The organism is Calothrix sp. NIES-3974 (assembly GCF_002368395.1).
Taxonomy (GTDB): Bacteria; Cyanobacteriota; Cyanobacteriia; order Cyanobacteriales; family Nostocaceae; genus NIES-3974.
The window spans coordinates 1-17,967 of record NZ_AP018254.1 but is presented as its reverse complement, the minus strand read 5'-3'; the positions used below and the strand labels follow the sequence as shown (position 1 = coordinate 17,967).

Below are 17,967 nucleotides of genomic sequence, written 5' to 3'. Positions count from 1 at the left end.
GAAATGGTATAAGTTTTTACGGAGAGGCGCTGGGGTAGGCAAAAATCTCAGTCGCTTTTTCGTATGTATTTATATGCAAGTATTTATACTGTCAGCTAGGTAGAATGGTAACATTTGTGCTGTGGTAGCGATTAGGGCACAGGTATTCAGTACGGGTAGTTCTGACTACAAATAGGCTTTGTAATCTTGAATAAAAGTAAAGTTATAGGGACAACAGGAAAATAGATTTTTGCTCAAAAGCGGGATTTAGCTGGTGGTGGTAGGGGATAGGATTTGGCAGAGACAGCAGTGGATGCTATGCTTTGGGAGCAAAATGATACGATAAAGACAGTTTTAATATGGGTTATTAGATTTCCGATCAATCTTCCCGATGCGTTGGATGTTGGCAGCGAATGCTCTGTAGGGTATTCCGCAAAGACTTGCATCTTAAAATGGTTAGGGGAAGGCGATCGCGATCGAAATCGCTAAAATAATTAACATTTGATTTCGATCCGCGAGTTATTCGGTATCTATAAATAGATATGTATATAATCTAAATCCAACCTCTGATTCATCCCACCACTTGTTTTTGTTGAAAATAAACTGCCATGCTAAACAAATTGTTGGGCGACCCCAACGCTCGTAAACTCAAAAAATACCAACCTTACATCGCTGAAATTAACCTCTTAGAGGAAGAGATTCAAAGCCTAGATGACAATGCCCTCAAGGCGAAAACTGGGGAGTTTAAGGAAAGATTAAGTAAGGGGGAAACCCTCGATGATATTCTTCCGGAAGCCTTTGCCGTAGTTCGGGAAGCAGCTCGTCGTGTTTTGGGTTTGCGACACTTTGATGTGCAGTTATTGGGAGGTGTGATTTTACACACCGGACAAATCGCCGAGATGAAAACTGGTGAGGGGAAAACCCTAGTGGCGACTTTACCGAGTTATTTGAATGCGTTAACAGGTAAGGGAGTACATGTGATTACCGTCAACGATTACTTGGCTAGACGGGACGCAGAATGGATGGGACAAGTCCATCGGTTTTTGGGGTTGAGTGTGGGGTTAATTCAGGCGAATATGACTCCCCAGGAAAGAAGAAAGAATTACAATTGCGACATTACCTACGTTACCAACAGCGAAATTGGCTTTGATTATTTGCGAGATAATATGGCAACTTCGATGGCGGATGTGGTACAGCGTCCGTTCAACTACTGTGTGATTGACGAAGTTGATTCAATTTTGATAGATGAAGCGCGCACACCCCTAATTATATCTGGACAGGTGGAACGGCCAACCGAGAAGTATCTCAAAGCTGCGCAAATTGCCTCTGCTCTCAAAAAAGATGACCACTACGAAGTGGATGAGAAAGCACGCAACGTCTTGCTCACCGACGAAGGGTTTGCCGAAGCCGAAAGATTATTGGAAGTCACAGATTTATTTGACCCGGAAGACCCTTGGGCCCATTTTATCTTTAATGCCATTAAGGCGAAAGAATTGTTCTTGAAAGACGTAAATTATATCGTCCGTCAGGGAGAGGTGGTCATCGTCGATGAATTTACTGGACGGGTGTTACCGGGTCGGCGCTGGAGTGATGGATTACACCAAGCCATTGAAGCCAAAGAACGGGTAGAAATTCAGCCAGAAACCCAAACCCTGGCTACCATTACTTACCAAAACCTGTTTCTTTTGTATCCCAAATTAGGGGGGATGACGGGGACAGCCAAAACTGAGGAAGCGGAATTTGAACGGATTTATAAACTAGAAGTAACCGTAATTCCGACCAACCGCACCCGTCGTCGTCAGGATTTATCCGATATGGTGTTCAAAACCGAAGCCGGTAAATGGCGAGCGATCGCCCGTGAATGTGAGGAAATGCATAAAGCTGGTCGTCCGGTATTAGTGGGTACAACCAGTGTGGAAAAATCTGAGTACCTGAGTCAGTTATTGAAACAGCAGGGTATTCCCCACGAATTGCTGAATGCTCGTCCGGAAAACGTGGAACGGGAGGCGGAAATCATCGCTCAAGCGGGAAGGACTGGGGCTGTAACCATTGCGACAAATATGGCAGGTCGAGGTACGGATATTATTTTGGGTGGTAATTCCGAATACATGGCGCGGTTGAAATTGCGTGAGTATTTTATGCCACGGATTGTCAAACCGGAAGATGAGGATGTTTTTGCCATTAATCGATCATCGGGAGCGCCTTCAGGTGGTAGTGGTGGACAGGGATTTGCACCGGGACGTAAGGTGAAAACTTGGCGGGTATCTCCGGGAATTTACCCAACTAATATTTCCAAAGAAGCGGAAAATATGCTCAAGCAGGCGGTAGAATTTGCCGTACAGCAGTATGGGGAACGTAGCTTACCGGAACTAGAAGCGGAAGAAAAAGTGGCAGTTGCTGCGGAAAAAGCTCCCACGGATGACCCGGTGATTCAGCGTTTACGGGATGCTTACAAGTTAGTTAAACAGGAATATGAAGTTTTTACCTCCCGCGAACATGATCTGGTGGTAGAGCGGGGAGGTTTACATGTAATTGGTACTGAACGTCACGAATCCCGACGGGTGGACAACCAATTGCGAGGACGAGCAGGACGACAGGGAGACCCAGGAACAACCAGATTTTTCCTCAGTTTGGAAGATAACTTGATGCGGATATTTGGTGGCGATCGCGTTGCTAAATTGATGGAAATGTTCCGGGTTGACGAGGATATGCCAATCGAATCGAAAATGCTCACCAACAGCTTAGAAGGAGCGCAGAAGAAGGTGGAAACCTACTACTACGACATCCGTAAGCAGGTGTTTGAGTATGACGAGGTGATGAATAATCAACGACGAGCGATTTATGCAGTGCGTAGACGGGTATTAGAAGGGGAGGATTTGAAGGAACTGGTAATTGACTATGCGGAACGCACAATGGACGATATTGTCAATTACTATATCAACCCCGATTTACCTTCGGAAGAATGGGAACTGGATAAATTGGTGGAGAAAGTGAAAGAGTTTGTCTATTTACTAGCCGATTTGCAACCAGAACAGCTCTACGACATGTCCATGTCCGAAATTAAGGCATTTTTGCATGAACAGGTGCGCATTGCCTACGATATGAAGGAAGCACAGGTAGACCAAATTCAACCAGGGTTAATGCGACAGGCTGAACGTTTCTTTATTTTGCAGCGAATAGACACCCTATGGCGTGAACATTTACAAGGAATGGACGCATTACGGGAATCTGTTGGTTTGCGTGGATATGGACAAAAAGACCCCCTAATTGAGTACAAAACCGAAGGATACGAGTTATTCCTAGATATGATGACAAATATTCGTCGCGATGTGGTTTACTCCTTGTTTATGTTCCAACCCCAACCACCCCAAGCTGCTGCACAAGCAACGGAGATGGTGTAGTTTCTGGATGGGGAGAGGTGTGGTAGACTGTACCCTATTGGGTTAACACTATTCCCGACTCCCTGTTCCCTAGCCTTACGAAAATACCCCACCTAATTAGATGCCGGAATGGGAATAATATCGGTGGTAAACTTTTGGTGATTACGCAAAATCGTCAACTGCGATCGCACTCCAATTTGATCCGGGGTCAGCATTTTTTGCAGTTCATCCATATTACGCACTGGTTTACGGTTAAAGCCGACAATTACATCCCCCTCCCTTAACCCTGCATTTGCTGCGGGACTGTTCGGTTCCACGTACATGATAAAAATTCCTGCATCACTGACTAATTCGTTGAATAACATGATTCGTCTGGACACTTGAACATTTTGTCCACCAATGCCGATGTATGCCCGTTGGGTTTTACCATGACGCATCAATGCAGGTATAATATTCTTGGCCGAATTAATGGGTATGGCAAAACAAATACCCTGGGCTGCGATCGCTACTGCTGTATTAATCCCAATCACCTCCCCCGTTGATGTCACCAAGGGTCCACCAGAGTTCCCAGGATTCAAAGCTGCATCGGTCTGGATAATATTATCAATCAACTTACCGGAAGCAGAGCGAAATGACCGACCCACCGCACTAATTACCCCCGTCGTCACCGTCGTTTGAAATCCATAGGGATGACCGATTGCGATCGCTAATTGCCCCACTTTGACAGTTTGGGAATCCCCTAACCGCGCTACAGTTAGGTTATCCCCATGGATACGAATAATTGCTACATCCATATCCGGGTCATCACCGACAAGTGATGCTGCATAGTTGCGACCATCTGCAAGCGTCACCTGGATTTGACTTGCTCCCTCGACAACATGGCTATTGGTCAAAATATAACCATCGGGTGTAAAAATGAATCCGGAACCATTACCCTGAATTTCTCGACTAATAGATGGAAAACTAGGACGATATCCTGGAATCCGACGTTTGACATCGATATTCACAACTGCTGGACTAACTGTTTCTACAACACGAACAACAGCATGGGAATAAGCATCTAATAACTGTTCATCAGATTCATAATTATGCTTCAAATTCATGGCAAAATTATCATGATTCAACATGCGTAGGTTTCTAAACATGTTTAATTTCCTTTGACCTCATCACCAAGTTGAATATTGATAGTTATACTTCACACGCTGATATATTTTTCTTTTGGTTTGTTGACAGTTAACGGGTGACAATTTATGTTTCTGCATTAACCACCTGAATAAAACTGAATAAAAAGGTCACTTTTTAACTGTCATACCTAAAGGATGTACAAACTCCCTATTATCAATTATGAAATCTTTTTGAGTGAAGTTTCTTAGAGGATGTTGGTTAAGTATGAATCAATACTTTATCAACCACTGATTGAAGACAATTAATAGACTCAAACGGTATATTTGTCCTCAGAAACAGACGCGACATGTCCCGTCTCTCCCGATTCCTTGCTCCCTGTATTAAAATCGATTTTTAAAATATCCTCTTAGTCATCTCATCTCACTATCACAGTCGCTATACTTTTGCAAATTTAACATTGGTATCCAAAGTCAGGATAAGAAAATAATTTGATGGTTTTACTCCTAGTTTGGTCAAAACTGAGGATTTTAATATAGGTTATTGATTGAGATTAATTGCATCAAATCCTAATGTACCTGATAAATATGGTTGCTTACAGTTAGTCAGTTACAGTTTTTCCCTCCAAGTTAAAATAATTGATTGGCGATTTCTTAGTAGATACTACACAAGTAAATATCACATCACCGGAGAGTGGAGACGCGATGTATCATGTCTCTACTCAAAATCACCATGAAAAATCATTAACCAAACCCTACTGGGATTCCCATAATCCAGAATTTTCAGTTTTTAAAAACCCCATCACTAAACCGTTAATAGTCCACAGTTAACAATCCAATTTTTCACTTTGTCATTCTCAAAATATTTATTTTCCAGCATTTTTACTGAACTTGCTCATAAACCTTTAATCTTTAACCACAATTGTATTTTCAGTATATTTTGACGGAAAACAATGCGTTTTATGTATATTCAATTAAAAGGGGTTAAGAAAAATAAAGATTCAGTCAACTTGATGAGAACTTGCGGAATCACCCTAAATACAAGGGAATTTCTTAGCTAGGGCTAACAACTAGGGATAATCCCTAGGGGTGCAAAAAACAAATATTGAGCAATGATGATTTTCAATTACTCAACACCCGATACTATCTATATCAATTTGCATATATGTATAAAAAATTGCTGGCTTTTGCAGCGATCAGCACCATTAGTTTGCTATCTGTATCAGTTTCCGGCGATTTTGCAGAAGCACTAACACAAAATCGCCTGTTCAACAACGTAGTGAAAGCACATAAACTAATTAAATTAACCAATACCCAGCAATCACCGTTACAGATAGATAACCTTCCAACTGACAGTACCACCTACTACAGTCCAGAACTATGGCATACCTACCAAAGACTACAATCACAACAGGAAGGTATACCCACCCGTAGTGCGATCGCAGTTTATGTCGGTGCTAAAACCTTGATTAAACAGCAACTAAAGCCCCTTGTTTCCACAAAGATTAATCATCAAGGTACCAATAGTGCCAGGCTTACTAAAGATATCATTATTTTTCTTCGCAAGCAAGGGTATTTAAAATATTTTGTCAGCAAGAACTATCAATCATGATTTTTCTCGACTCCTCAAACACTGATAAATCATGAAATTGCAGAATGCACACTAGATATATAAGTTATTGGGCATTTAAATCCATCTTCAGACATAAATTATTCCTGACTTTTGGTAGAGATATATTCTCTGATACAACATCAAAAAATGATAAAATGAATCAGATAAATACAGGAACATTCCGAAAAAAATAGCAGATTCATCATCAATCATCGACACCAAAAGTATTTGGGGGATAATTTTTTCATGCGTGGAACTCATCAGATTTGTCAATATCTGAAAAAACTCAATAGCAAAAAATTTATCTCAATCTGCTTAGGATTGATTTTATTTATCTTCTTTTCAGCCTTTCCCAAATTACCAACGTTTGCCCAAGTTACCGACCAAATTCCCATCCGAATCCCTAGGGTCAACGACTTATTTTCTGCCAATAACTCGAATATCCAAACCGCTCCAGTTTTTCTCGATGGTTATGAATTATTTACAGTCACAGCATTAGCCATAGAAACCCAAAATAACCTCACTACTGATTTAAAACCAGTGAGCAAAAGGGTACAAAAAATTGAAAATAATCTCATCCGCTTCGTGCATCAGGATGAGCCAATCGAGAATATACGGGTTACTTATAATCTGGATGAAGCTAGTAATTTACCAATTATTTATATTAATGACCAGTATTTAATGACAGTCACGAATTTAGATGCCCAATTACAAGGAATGAACCAGCAAAGATGGGCATCAGAATTAACAAAGGTGATTGAAAATGCTTTAATCAGAGCCAAACAGGAGCGACAAATACCATTTTTAATTAGACAGGCTCTCAAGGCTTTGTTAATTATTTTGATATCAACTATTTTTGTTTGTATCCTCAAATCAGTTAAACAGCGAATTTCTCGTCGCCAAGAACAGTTAGAATCGGAAATAGCCCAAGAAACTCAAGTATTATCCCAACAGGAAGCAGAAGCAGATGTTCATCTCATCTCGACAGAAATTAAGGTGGTAAAAAAGCAGCAAGGATACAATATCTACGACATCCAAAAACTGCTACTGGTATTAGGACAAATTGCTATAGTTGGCAGTAGTATTTTTCTTATCCTGGGTTTATTCCCCTACACTAGAGGATTACAACCTTTTATTTATTCAACTCCCTTAAAAGTTGTATTTATTGGTTTAGGTGTATATGTATTGATAAAAGTTGGTAATATTCTGATTGATAAATTATTGAATATTGTCAATAGTAGTTATCTGGTTACACCCAGCAATTATCAAAGGCTATCACTCCGAATCACCACCTTTTCCCAAGTTTTAAAAAGTGTCAATGCAGTGGTTTGGATTAGTGTGGGAATTTTGAGTGGATTGTCCCTATTTGGAGTAAATATTGTTCCCCTTCTAGCAGGTGCGGGGATTATTGGTTTAGCCATATCTTTTGCATCCCAAGGTTTAATTAAGGATATTATTAATGGTTCTTTTATTCTCCTAGAAGACCAGTATGCTGTCGGTGATGTGATTGTGGTGGATAAGGTTGCAGGTTTTGTGGAAAATATGAATTTGCGCATTACCCAATTACGTGATAACGAAGGACGATTAATTACAATTCCGAATAGTGCGATTTCCGTAGTGCAAAATCTTTCTAAGGACTGGTCACGGGTGGATTTAACTGTTGAAGTTGCATACGATACGGAACCCAATCATGCATTGAGTGTAATTCATCGACTTGCAGAGGAGATGTTTCGGGATAAAATTTGGCAAGAAAAAATTCTCGAATTTCCCGAAGTTCTGGGAATTGATAAAATCGATCACAAAGGAATGTTAATTCGGATTTGGATTAAAACCCAACCTTTGCAACAATGGGCTGTAGCGAGGGAATTTCGTCGTCGTCTGCGGATGGTGATGCAGCAAGAAGGGATTAATATTGGTATTCCCCAGGGTGTCACTTGGTTACAGGAAAATTTGGGAATGGGTCGGTTGGAAAATGGTTATTTGTTGAGAAAATAGTATTATGGTGATATGTTTCGCTTTGAGTTTGTTGACTGTTGACTTATATCTTGCACCTTTACGTATACATACGTTGAATTTCAAAACATACGCGATATAGCTACAGTAATTTTGTTTGATTTTAACGCTAAAATACTACTTTTAGCTTTATACTGAGTACAGCAGATTCGAGGTTTATGAGGTACAGTAGCAACAATTAGTAAACCAATTTTTTAGATGCTTTGGATCAACTAATGTCAGTGCAATTTTAATTAAACCATCAACTACAGATGCACTTTTAGGAGAAAACTGTTTTAAGAACGCTTTTAATTGTGACCACCAATGTTCAATTGGATTAAATTCAGGGGAATAAGGAGATAGATAAAGAACACTTGCTCCTACAGATTCAATCAAAGGCTTAATCTCTTCGACTTTATGTGCTGGCAGATTATCCATTACAACGACTGCACCAACCCATAATTGTGGAAGTAAAAAATGCTCTACAAAAACTTTATAAGCTTCTCCATTCATTGAGCCATTTAAAGTCATCACAGCTAAGACTTTTTTGAAGCTAATTCCTCCAATTACACTTATTTTTGCACCTCGGTAATATGGTTTAAAATCATAAGCTCTACTCCCGCGATCGCTTCGAGCATGAGTTCTAGTCAAACCAAGCAAAACACCCATTTCGTCTATAAACACAAGGTTTTCTGGGTCTATGTGTTTTACTTTCTCCCAATATTCTAATCTCAGTTTTTGGACTCTTTCTGTTTTCGCTTGGCTGCTACGTAAAGTCTTTTTTTTCGAGTTAATTCTTGTTTTTGCAATGCACAACACATCACACTTGCACACACCCAAATGTTATATTTTTCTCCAAAATACTCGCAATATTCCAATAAAGTTAAATCCGGGTAACTTTGAACCATTTCTGCTAATTCGCTACCGTAATCATCTAGCTTACCCTTCATTGCTCCACCTTGCTTTTTGGGTTCTAGATGCCCTTCCAATTTTTTTTGCCTGATTAGCTTCTGCACATAGCTTTTTGCTATACCAAACTGCACAGCTACTCCTCGAATTGATGTATCACCCTTTTCGTAAGCACTTACTATTTTTTCTCGTAAATCGATTGAGTAGGGTTTCATTTTAATTTTTGATGCACTAATAACAAGTGTACCTCATTTACCTCGAAAGTGCTGTATCTTATTTCCATCAGCTTTTCTTGGTGCAAGATGTGAGTTGACCTCTAATACCGATATTTTCCTTTGGGTTTGTTGACAGTTGACTTTTAGGGATTAACCATCTAAACGAAAACCTCAGTTTATCAACATTGAAAATATACTTGATTATTCCGTCAATCACTACGTTGCCAAATTTTAATGGTTTTGTCGAGACTCGCACTTACAATCATTTCTCCAGATGTGGTAAATGTAAGGGCGGTGACAGTATGCCTGGATTTCTCACGAGTAAGTTATGAGTCTTGGGTGACGAATTAACTTTTCTTCTACTCCCTACTCCCTTTAAGTTTTAGGGTTTTGTGAGAGATGGGGGTATGGCTGTGTCCATAAAATGTCGCGAGGTGTTCTCCCGTTTCTAAACGCCAAAGTCGCACTGTTCTATCTGCGCTACCACTGGCTATTAAATATCCCCTAACTGGGGTATGATGGGAACTGGTAACGGGAGCGATCGCCTGTATACTATCAATGTACAAAAAACCAGGGTGTTTGGTTTTAATAATGCCACTAATTTACTTAGATGTATGCTGTTTGAATCGTCCATTTGATGTTCAAGAACAAGAGCGTATTAGGCTTGAGACAGAAGCAATATTATTGATTCTAGAACGATGTCACACCGCAGAATGGGAATTATTAACTAGCGAAGTAATTGATGTGGAATTAGCACAAATTATTGACCCAGAACGGAAGCAAGGAATTGAAATTTTAACTTCTATTGCTAAATCAAAAGTAGAATTAAATGAAACTATTCAAAACCGCGCCATAGTTTTGCAAGGTTTAGGAATTAAATTTTTTGATTCACTGCATATTGCTTGTGCAGAAGTAGGGAAGGCAGATGTTATGCTAACAGTCGATTATCGATTGTTGCGAAAAACAGCAAATTCTCAACAAAATTTGGCAACTATTGTTGCAAATCCAGTTACATGGTTAATGGAGGTATCTGAATGAATACGAACCGAATGAGTCCATTAGAAATTAGAAAAAAAGGTTTAGAAGCTTTGGCTAAAGCTCTTGGTCCTGTTGGTATGGTACGTTTTTTGCTGCAATTTGGTAGTAATAAAGGCAACTATACTGAGGAACGTGATCAATTACTCGAAGGAATCACGATGGATGATGTTTGGGTACAAGTTCAACAAAACCGCGATCAGAGGTAATTCGATACTTAATTTAATATAGCAATCCGATTGAAGTAGTAAAAATAGTCTGCCGTTGACTGATGACTGTTAACCGTCAACCGTTGGGTTTGTTGATAGTTGAATTTCAGAGATTAACCATCTAAACCCAATATACTTGATTATTCCGTCAATCACTACGTTGCCAAATTTTAATGGTTTTGTCGAGACTCGCACTTACAATCATTTCTCCAGATGTGGTAAATGTAAGGGCAGTGATAGTATGGGTGTGTCCGCGAAATGTCGCGAGGTGTTCTCCTGTTTCTAAATGCCAAAGTCGCACTGTTCTATCTGCACTACCACTGGCTATTAAATGTCCCCTAACTGGGGTATGATAGGAACAGGAAATAGGAGCGATCGCGATCGCATATATACTATCCTGATGTCCCGTGAGGGTGTGCACTAATTCCCCCGTAGCTAATCTCCATATTTTGATGTTTTGGTCTTGACCCCCACTCACTAAATATTCTCCGTCGCTACTAACCGCTAGGACGCGAAGATGATGGGTATGGGTGTGGATTTGTTGTCGGGGTTGGAGGGAAAATTGCTGCAAAACCTGTTCGGGGGACACTTCCCAAATTTGGATGTGGTGATGGGAACCTGTAATCAATTTATCTCCGTTGCGGTTGAATGCTAAAGCTTGTACCCCCATCCCTGATAGAGATAATCTCCCTTCGATTTCCCGTTTGCGTAAGTCCCAAAACAAGATGGTTCGGTCGTCTCCACCGCTAACTAAAATACGTTGATTCGGTGTAAATGCCATACACCTGATGGTTTGCTCATGCTCATGCAAAATATCGACTAAATCACGCGCTCCCACATGCCAAATTTTAATCGTTGCATCCGCACTACCACTAATTAGCATCCTGCCATCAGGGCTGAATGTCAAGCAATTTACCTCATCAAGCCATCCGGAATAACTCCACTGATATTCTGAAAGGGTGCAGATAAATTCTCCCCTGGTTAAATTCCACAGTTTAATTTCCCCCCTACTACCTGTAGCAAGGATGGATGGGGTTCCGTACACAGGGTTTTCTGGGGTAATTGCTAAACAGTTGATACCCCGTGTATGTCCTGTCAAGGTTTGCCAACATTCCCAATCACCAATGAGGGATTGGAGGGGATGTTTAGTTACGCAAAGGGTTGGGGAGGGATTAACTGGTGATTGCTGTTGGGTTTGTAACCACTTGATACACCAATTAAGTCCACCGCAGTAGAGTAATTCATTCAGTTGAATTTGTCGATTTGCTGTGTGTAAGTCTAGAAATTGGGAAATGACAAAGCCTAATAAAATAACCTGTGGTTCATAGTTAGGTGGGGGATGTAAACTTGTATGCAGAAAGAGAATAATTTGATGGTTTTTAATATCGTCCTCACTAATTTGTGCAGAAAATTGTTCCGAGTCTAGTCCTCCGTAATCTCCGCTAGAATCGATTTGTATTTGTAAGTTGATATCCGGATTAGCGGTTAATTGATAGGAAAACTTCCGTTTTGAAAATAAATTGGAGATGGGATAATAATTATCTTGAATGGCCAAATTATCATCACTATAATTATGCAAAGGATGAAACTTTTGTGGTTGTAAAAAATTTATGACTTGTTCGCTGACCTGCTCATAGTAAAAATAGCTTTCCACTTGTTGTTCCCAAGTCATAATTAGGTGACTTTCGGCGTTGATTTCTGAGGGTAAACCAGCTAAACTGCTGGTAAAATGGGAGACTGTCATCATCGCCTTTTGCCGAGCAGTATCCAACATTTCCAAAAACTGACCTTCTCGAAACTTCAACCGTTCTGCATGACAGCCAAAAACAGAAGCATCCAAGAAAATGGCTTCACGGGATTCGTTTTTCTTCACGCGTCGAAGAAAATCCTTCTGTTGCGATCGCAGTAAACTGATCCAATCCATTTATAACCTATATATCCATCCCTACCTGTCAGTAAGTGAAAACAGAGAACTTGGTCAACATTCTGGGAAAATTTTACATCCGCAAATATTTTTTTAGTGGGTTTTACCGATTGATTTAACTAACCCTAAATTTCTGCCGACGATATCTGATTTAAACAGAACATACCCAATAACCATTCTTGTCAATACCATGATTTTTCTCAAAAATACGTATTTGTTTATACATTTAACTTCATAGTGAATATTTATTATTGAGAGATAAAAATTTTATATGTAAATCCTGTGATTTCTATTAGTATTAACTGTCCTCCTATCTTCCGTAAAAACTAGGAGGAAAGGCATTGTATGACATTTAAATGGGCATATAGTGAAGTAGTAATGACAGAATCAAAACTGGCATAAAATATATTTTTGATTTGCCAACATGTAGAGACGACCCGACGATTGCCGACATGTAGAGACGACCCGACGGGTCGTCTCTACGAATTAAAACAATAAACCGATTTCCATTCCCACAAGCAGAATAAAACCAATCCAGACATTTTGACCAAAAATACGGCTGTAGGTAGATGATGGAATTTCCGGTTGAGAAAGCTGATATATTTGCCAACTCCAACCACAAATAGCAACTAGAAAACCCAGCCAAAAGCCAAAATGTAAATGGGTGACAAATCCTAAAGCAGCTAGAAGGATAATAGTAGAAAGATAAAAACAAGCGATCGCTGCAACAACATACTCACCGAAAAACAGCGCACTGGAATTAACACCGATACGTCGATCATCCTCGCGATCGCTCATCGCGTACACAGTATCAAAACCCAAAGTCCACATCACCGTTGCTCCCCACAGCAACCATGTCGGTAAAGACAAACTGCGGGTGACAGCACTCCAACTAATCAGAACCGCAAATCCCCACGCCATCGAAAGTATCAATTGGGGAACAGGAAACACCCGTTTAGCTCCAGGATACAGCAAAATCACTGGAACAGCTGCCACACACAGCCAAAAGGCCAAAGGATTCGCCAAGGGATTCAAATAAAACGCCAATCCCGCAGCACAGACCATCGCCACCACTAACACTACTATACCCACCTGCACAGAGAGCGATCGCGCTGCGAGGGGACGATTTTTGGTGCGCTCCACCTGGGGGTCAATATTGCGGTCCCACAGGTCATTGACAACACATCCAGCTGCACTTGTAGCCAGCGTACCGATAATAATTACTACCACTAACGGTAAAGGAGGCTTACCCATACTAGCCATGAATATAGCCCATAAAGCCGGAATCATCAAAATTAAGCGACCTGCTGGCTTATCCCAACGTAATAAACGGATAATCCGATTGACAACGGGTTCTTGCGGGGTTTCTGGCTGAGTCAACATAATCTAGTTAATTGTAGGGAGTAGGGGTAGTAGGGGGTGCTGGGGTAGCTCAATAATTATATATCTAAGTATTTCTGTGTTATTAACCATTTTCTTTCCCTCCTGTATCTATCCTGTCTCTTTAATTATTTACACAACTTTACACATAAACAACAGGTTTTTTTGATATGTATAAAGTCACAGGAGAATGTAGTAACCAAGAGAACAAGGACAATGGTCGATTTGGTATCACCCGCAGACGAGCAAACCAGTAGAACACCTGGGGAACCCCAGATAATTGCCGCGATCGATTTAGGGACGAACTCGCTACATATGGTTATAGTCCAGATTGAGCCGACCTTGCCTTCGTTTAGTATTATTGCGCGTGAAAAAGAAACCGTGCGTCTAGGCGATCGCGATTTACAAACGGGTAATTTAAAGCCGGAAATCATGGATCGAGCGATTAATACCCTGCGACGTTTTCGGGAAATTGCTCGCACTTTAAAAGCCCAAAGTATTGTTGCGGTTGCTACTAGTGCTGTCCGTGAAGCTCCCAATGGCAGAGAACTGTTACGCCGAGTAGAGGATGAAGTCGGTTTGGAGGTGGATTTAATCTCCGGACAGGAAGAAGCGCGACGAATTTATTTAGGTGTGTTGTCGGGGATGGAGTTTAATAACCAACCCCATGTAATTATTGATATTGGTGGTGGTTCGACGGAAATTATTTTAGGCGATCGCTCAGAAGAACGGGTGTTGACCAGTACGAAAATTGGGGCTGTTCGTTTAAGTACTGAATTCATTACCACCGACCCCATTAGTGACCAGGAGTTTAATTACCTGCAAGCCTACGCTAGAGGTATGTTAGAACGTTCCGTCGAAGCTGTTTTAGCCAGTTTACCTTTCGGTGAAAACCCGAAACTAGTTGGTACTTCTGGCACCATTGAAACCCTAGCCATGATTCATGCCTGTGAACACTTGGGTAATGAATTAAACATGATAAATGGGTATGAATTTACACTTGATTATCTCCAAGATTTAATCAATCGGCTGCGACGCATGAACTATCAGGAGCGTGCTGCCATCCCCGGAATGTCTGACCGGAGAGCCGAGGTAATTTTAGCAGGTGCGGTAATACTTCAGGAAGCGATGGTATTACTTAAGGTTAAATCAATTACCCTGTGTGAGCGAGCTTTACGGGAAGGGATTATCGTCGATTGGATGTTAACCCACGGATTAATCGAAAATCGCCTCCGCTTTCAAGGTTCCGTCCGTAGACGTAGTGTTCTGAAAACAGCCAAGAAATATCAAGTCAACCTACAACATAGCGATCGCGTGGCGAATTTTGCCTTGAGCCTATTTGACCAAACCCAAGGTATACTCCATCACTGGGGTGATACGGAACGCCACCTATTTTGGGCTGCTAGTATTCTCCACAATAGCGGTCACTACGTCAGCCATTCCTCCCACCACAAACACTCCTATTACCTAATTCGTCATGGAGAGTTACTGGGTTATACGGAAACAGAAATCGAAATAATTGCCAATATTGCTCGTTACCACCGTAAATCCCCCCCGAAGAAAAAACACGAAAATTTTCGTAACCTTAACCACCGAGAACACAGAGAAATCGTTGCCAAACTTAGTTCTCTATTGCGTTTAGCAACAGCTTTGGATCGACGACAAATCGGTGCAATTTCCCACATCCGTCTCCATTATCAACTCGAATCCCACCAAATCATCCTCCAAGTATTTCCTACCCATCCCAATGATGACTGTGCCTTGGAAATGTGGAGTTTGGAGTACAGTAAATCAGTCTTTGAACAGGAATTTAAATTGAAATTGATTCCCCAACTCCAACCAACGGTCATCACTGGTGTGAGGGAATAAAGGCTTTTGAAATTTAAAACTACGTGAGTTCAATGAACCTCACCTTAACCGCTCTCCGTAGCTTGCTTCCCGTAGGGTAATCGGAGAGGGGCAGAAAAATCTTTAGTTTTAACCAAAAATAAATGTTTCCCAAGCTTCTCTCCAAAATTAGCGAGAATTGGAGAGGAGTTATTGGAATCCGTTCTAGCTCGCTACGACCTAGGAGTACTCACCTGAAAACAGAATCAAATGCGAACAGAAACTTACTTAATGAGTACAACCAGGAAACAAGAGAATGAGAAGTAATCACAATATTCAACATTCAACAATTCTCCTGTCTCCTGTCTCCCCATCTAAGCTCGACTTTATCCATTTTATTGAAGAGGAAATGGTAGCAAGATCAGAAATCAGATAGTTTGGAATGTTTCTGATGAACTTGCTACGGGAAGAATTTCTTGTTTTCATGCTACCGTTTGCGGCTGCATTTTCCAAGCCAGTTTGGGAATCTGCGATCGCATTAGTTGTAGGAGCCATACTAACCCCTGGCAAACGCACCTTCAGCGGGATTTAACGAGTGCTGGGCTGGGCGAAACGCCAGGACTTTCAAACCGATCACAGGGTGTTGAATCGAGCGAAATGGTCGAGTCGGTGCTTGGGTGAGGTCTTGCTGCGGCAATTGGTGACAGTGTTTGCACCAACCGGAACGCTAGTGATGGGACTAGACGAAACGATTGAACGGCGATGGGGTCAACGGATTGCAGCGCGTGGCATTTACCGCGACCCAGTGCGTTCGAGCCATGAGCATGTGGTCAAGGCGAGTGGGTTGCGTTGGATCAGCCTGATGCTGTTAGCGGCGATTCCGTGGGCGCAACGGGTGTGGGCACTGCCCTTTCTGACCGTTCTCCCTCCATCGGAACGCTACCACGAGCAACGGGGAAACCGCCATAAGACTTTAACCGATTGGGCACGGCAGATGTTGAAGCAGGTGCGTCGATGGTTACCCACACGCGACATCTTCGACTTTTTCTGATATCGGATTCAGACCTCACCTCTGTTAAAGTCCCTAGCAAGATCGTCGAGACTTGCTTAGAGCTGCTTTGCTATGCTGCCTAATGGATAAAGTCGAGCTAACATGACCATAGTAAAATAAACAGAAAACCGTTGCGCCCTGACCGCTAAATATCATATCCGGTTGATCTAACCATAATCCCAAATTCCAGCCTTTGCACCTTACCCGTATTTTGAGTAAGGGAGTGATAAGCCTTGAGTAGTGGGTTGATTTTCCTCCTAACTCCCTATTCCCTGTTTCCTAATCACTGAAAGTTTAGGGAGTTTGTGGAAAATCTGGGTCTAACACTGATGCGTGAGTTTTTGTAGGTACGTTAATGGATATTAATATAAGCCCTAGATAAAATACCAGATAAAATACTTGCATATACTACCCAGGTGAACAAAAAATCAACTCAAAAGTGGCAACATTAGAAATAAACACCATACATCTTGACCAGATTGAACCAGATTAACAACCCTTTCTCAATGTCATTACCTAATTCCTGCAATTTGTTCCTCACATTACTGACTAACATCAACCATCTATCAAACCTAACCAATCGTGACCCCACAACAGCACCAAGAACCAGAAGCTCCCTCCTTAACTAGAATCCAAGTACTAGTTGCAATGGGAGTAACTGCAATCATCCTCTGGATTATCGCCAAAATTTGCTTGCGGTTTTCCGGAATTCCTCTTATGAGTTGGCGTTGGCACGAACCAGATTTTCTTTTTGGAGTAGGTCTAGGACTTGGTATAACCCTAATCAGTGGCCTTGGCTACAAACTAATTACTCCCTATCGTCAAAGTGTTGATTTTTACCTAGATATAGTTCTCAAGCCCCTAGCCCTACCAGACCTAATCTGGTTAGGGCTACTACCAGGTTTAAGCGAAGAACTACTATTTAGAGGAGTTTTAATTCCAGCCCTCGGCTCCAACCATTTTGCCATCATCGTTTCCAGCATCAGTTTCGGCATACTCCATCTTAGTTCCCCCCACCAATGGACATACGTCGCCTGGGCAACTGTTGTCGGTCTTATATTTGGTTATAGCACCCTGATCACAGGTAATCTACTAGTCGCTATCGTCGCCCATATCACGACCAATCTTCTTTCTAGCTATCTATGGAAATTGGAAAACTCCCACTAAAACTTCCGCACATAAAACCCGCCGAAAAGGAAACTAACACTCCGAACTCTTATCCAGCAAGATTTTCAAAAATAAAATATTTTTTTGAAAAAAAAGGGTTGACAAAGCAAGGGGGAATAGATAGGATTTATAAGTGCCTGAAACGCAAAGCCAACGCAAGAGAGGT

General features: G+C 41.3%; 14 protein-coding genes and 1 pseudogene. 9 read left to right on the top strand and 6 right to left on the bottom strand.

What is annotated here, in order from left to right; all coding sequences use genetic code 11:
• Nucleotides 1–587: 587 nt before the first annotated feature.
• A complete protein-coding gene (secA, locus tag CDC37_RS00075) occupies nucleotides 588–3,380 on the top strand; it encodes a preprotein translocase subunit SecA (RefSeq protein ID WP_096619823.1) in 2,793 nt (930 codons plus the stop codon).
• A 92-nt stretch (nucleotides 3,381–3,472) separates the two neighbouring features.
• On the opposite strand, the gene CDC37_RS00070 is transcribed toward secA, so the two are convergent.
• The gene (locus CDC37_RS00070; protein ID WP_096619821.1) at nucleotides 3,473–4,504 is read right to left on the bottom strand and encodes a S1C family serine protease; all 1,032 of its coding nucleotides are present in this window, start codon (nucleotides 4,502–4,504) and stop codon (nucleotides 3,473–3,475) included.
• A gap of 1,141 nt (nucleotides 4,505–5,645) precedes the next feature.
• Between CDC37_RS00070 and CDC37_RS00065 the strand changes: the two genes are divergently transcribed.
• Together CDC37_RS00065 and CDC37_RS00060 are read left to right on the top strand one after the other, a co-directional pair.
• Entirely contained in the window at nucleotides 5,646–6,092 is a 447-nt protein-coding gene (locus tag CDC37_RS00065; RefSeq protein WP_157780601.1) for a hypothetical protein, read from the top strand.
• Nucleotides 6,093–6,338: 246 nt separating this feature from the next.
• Nucleotides 6,339–8,087 carry a mechanosensitive ion channel family protein gene (locus CDC37_RS00060; RefSeq protein ID WP_096619817.1) on the top strand — a complete coding sequence of 583 codons (1,749 nt, stop codon included), beginning with the start codon at nucleotides 6,339–6,341 and terminating at the stop codon, nucleotides 8,085–8,087.
• 174 nt (nucleotides 8,088–8,261) lie between these two features.
• Here CDC37_RS00060 and CDC37_RS23810 read toward each other — a convergent pair whose 3' ends face one another.
• The 3 genes and pseudogenes from CDC37_RS23810 to CDC37_RS00045 form a co-directional block, all read right to left on the bottom strand.
• The gene (locus CDC37_RS23810) at nucleotides 8,262–8,903 is read right to left on the bottom strand and encodes an IS630 family transposase (protein ID WP_197707004.1); all 642 of its coding nucleotides are present in this window, start codon (nucleotides 8,901–8,903) and stop codon (nucleotides 8,262–8,264) included.
• Nucleotides 8,816–9,208: a helix-turn-helix domain-containing protein gene (locus CDC37_RS24810; RefSeq protein WP_096619812.1), complete on the bottom strand. Its 393-nt coding sequence runs from the start codon at nucleotides 9,206–9,208 to the stop codon at nucleotides 8,816–8,818. Before CDC37_RS24810 ends, CDC37_RS23810 begins: the two co-directional genes overlap by 88 nt.
• Before the next feature lie 209 nt (nucleotides 9,209–9,417).
• Nucleotides 9,418–9,705 (bottom strand): annotated as a pseudogene (locus CDC37_RS00045) (WD40 repeat domain-containing protein); the annotation flags it as partial.
• A 61-nt stretch (nucleotides 9,706–9,766) separates the two neighbouring features.
• On the opposite strand from CDC37_RS00045, the gene CDC37_RS00040 reads away from it, so the two are divergent.
• Complete coding sequence (locus CDC37_RS00040) at nucleotides 9,767–10,246, top strand: PIN domain-containing protein (protein ID WP_231943163.1); 480 nt, start codon at nucleotides 9,767–9,769, stop codon at nucleotides 10,244–10,246.
• Nucleotides 10,243–10,452 carry a hypothetical protein gene (locus tag CDC37_RS00035; protein ID WP_096619808.1) on the top strand — a complete coding sequence of 70 codons (210 nt, stop codon included), beginning with the start codon at nucleotides 10,243–10,245 and terminating at the stop codon, nucleotides 10,450–10,452. Before CDC37_RS00040 ends, CDC37_RS00035 begins: the two co-directional genes overlap by 4 nt.
• Before the next feature lie 148 nt (nucleotides 10,453–10,600).
• Here CDC37_RS00035 and CDC37_RS00030 read toward each other — a convergent pair whose 3' ends face one another.
• Together CDC37_RS00030 and CDC37_RS00025 are read right to left on the bottom strand one after the other, a co-directional pair.
• Nucleotides 10,601–12,376, bottom strand: a complete 1,776-nt coding sequence (locus CDC37_RS00030) for a WD40 repeat domain-containing protein (protein ID WP_096619806.1) — start codon at nucleotides 12,374–12,376, stop codon at nucleotides 10,601–10,603.
• Between the two features lie 486 nt (nucleotides 12,377–12,862).
• The gene (locus tag CDC37_RS00025; protein WP_096619804.1) at nucleotides 12,863–13,759 is read right to left on the bottom strand and encodes a 4-hydroxybenzoate solanesyltransferase; all 897 of its coding nucleotides are present in this window, start codon (nucleotides 13,757–13,759) and stop codon (nucleotides 12,863–12,865) included.
• A 213-nt stretch (nucleotides 13,760–13,972) separates the two neighbouring features.
• Between CDC37_RS00025 and CDC37_RS00020 the strand changes: the two genes are divergently transcribed.
• From CDC37_RS00020 to CDC37_RS00010, 4 genes are all read left to right on the top strand, one after another.
• On the top strand, nucleotides 13,973–15,625 hold the full coding sequence (locus CDC37_RS00020; protein ID WP_096619802.1) for a Ppx/GppA phosphatase family protein: 1,653 nt from the start codon (nucleotides 13,973–13,975) through the stop codon (nucleotides 15,623–15,625).
• 409 nt (nucleotides 15,626–16,034) lie between these two features.
• Nucleotides 16,035–16,175, top strand: coding sequence for a hypothetical protein (locus CDC37_RS25055; protein ID WP_231943162.1), 141 nt, complete (start codon nucleotides 16,035–16,037; stop codon nucleotides 16,173–16,175).
• 3 nt (nucleotides 16,176–16,178) lie between these two features.
• A complete protein-coding gene (locus CDC37_RS00015; RefSeq protein ID WP_255408878.1) occupies nucleotides 16,179–16,634 on the top strand; it encodes a transposase in 456 nt (151 codons plus the stop codon).
• Nucleotides 16,635–17,216: 582 nt separating this feature from the next.
• Nucleotides 17,217–17,801: a CPBP family intramembrane glutamic endopeptidase gene (locus CDC37_RS00010; RefSeq protein WP_096619800.1), complete on the top strand. Its 585-nt coding sequence runs from the start codon at nucleotides 17,217–17,219 to the stop codon at nucleotides 17,799–17,801.
• The last annotated feature ends 166 nt before the right edge of the window (nucleotides 17,802–17,967 follow it).

What these genes read in the sequence shown, in the direction of transcription:
- CDC37_RS00065 (WP_157780601.1), top strand. Translation starts at nt 5,646, where the DNA reads ATGTATAAAAAATTGCTGGCTTTTGCAGCGATCAGCACCATTAGTTTG.
- CDC37_RS00040 (WP_231943163.1), top strand. Translation starts at nt 9,767, where the DNA reads ATGTACAAAAAACCAGGGTGTTTGGTTTTAATAATGCCACTAATTTAC.
- CDC37_RS25055 (WP_231943162.1), top strand. Translation starts at nt 16,035, where the DNA reads ATGAACTTGCTACGGGAAGAATTTCTTGTTTTCATGCTACCGTTTGCG.
- CDC37_RS00060 (WP_096619817.1), top strand. Translation starts at nt 6,339, where the DNA reads ATGCGTGGAACTCATCAGATTTGTCAATATCTGAAAAAACTCAATAGC.
- CDC37_RS00020 (WP_096619802.1), top strand. Translation starts at nt 13,973, where the DNA reads ATGGTCGATTTGGTATCACCCGCAGACGAGCAAACCAGTAGAACACCT.
- CDC37_RS00025 (WP_096619804.1), bottom strand. Translation starts at nt 13,759, where the DNA reads ATGTTGACTCAGCCAGAAACCCCGCAAGAACCCGTTGTCAATCGGATT.
- CDC37_RS00035 (WP_096619808.1), top strand. Translation starts at nt 10,243, where the DNA reads ATGAATACGAACCGAATGAGTCCATTAGAAATTAGAAAAAAAGGTTTA.
- CDC37_RS24810 (WP_096619812.1), bottom strand. Translation starts at nt 9,208, where the DNA reads ATGAAACCCTACTCAATCGATTTACGAGAAAAAATAGTAAGTGCTTAC.
- secA (WP_096619823.1), top strand. Translation starts at nt 588, where the DNA reads ATGCTAAACAAATTGTTGGGCGACCCCAACGCTCGTAAACTCAAAAAA.
- CDC37_RS00030 (WP_096619806.1), bottom strand. Translation starts at nt 12,376, where the DNA reads ATGGATTGGATCAGTTTACTGCGATCGCAACAGAAGGATTTTCTTCGA.
- CDC37_RS00070 (WP_096619821.1), bottom strand. Translation starts at nt 4,504, where the DNA reads ATGTTTAGAAACCTACGCATGTTGAATCATGATAATTTTGCCATGAAT.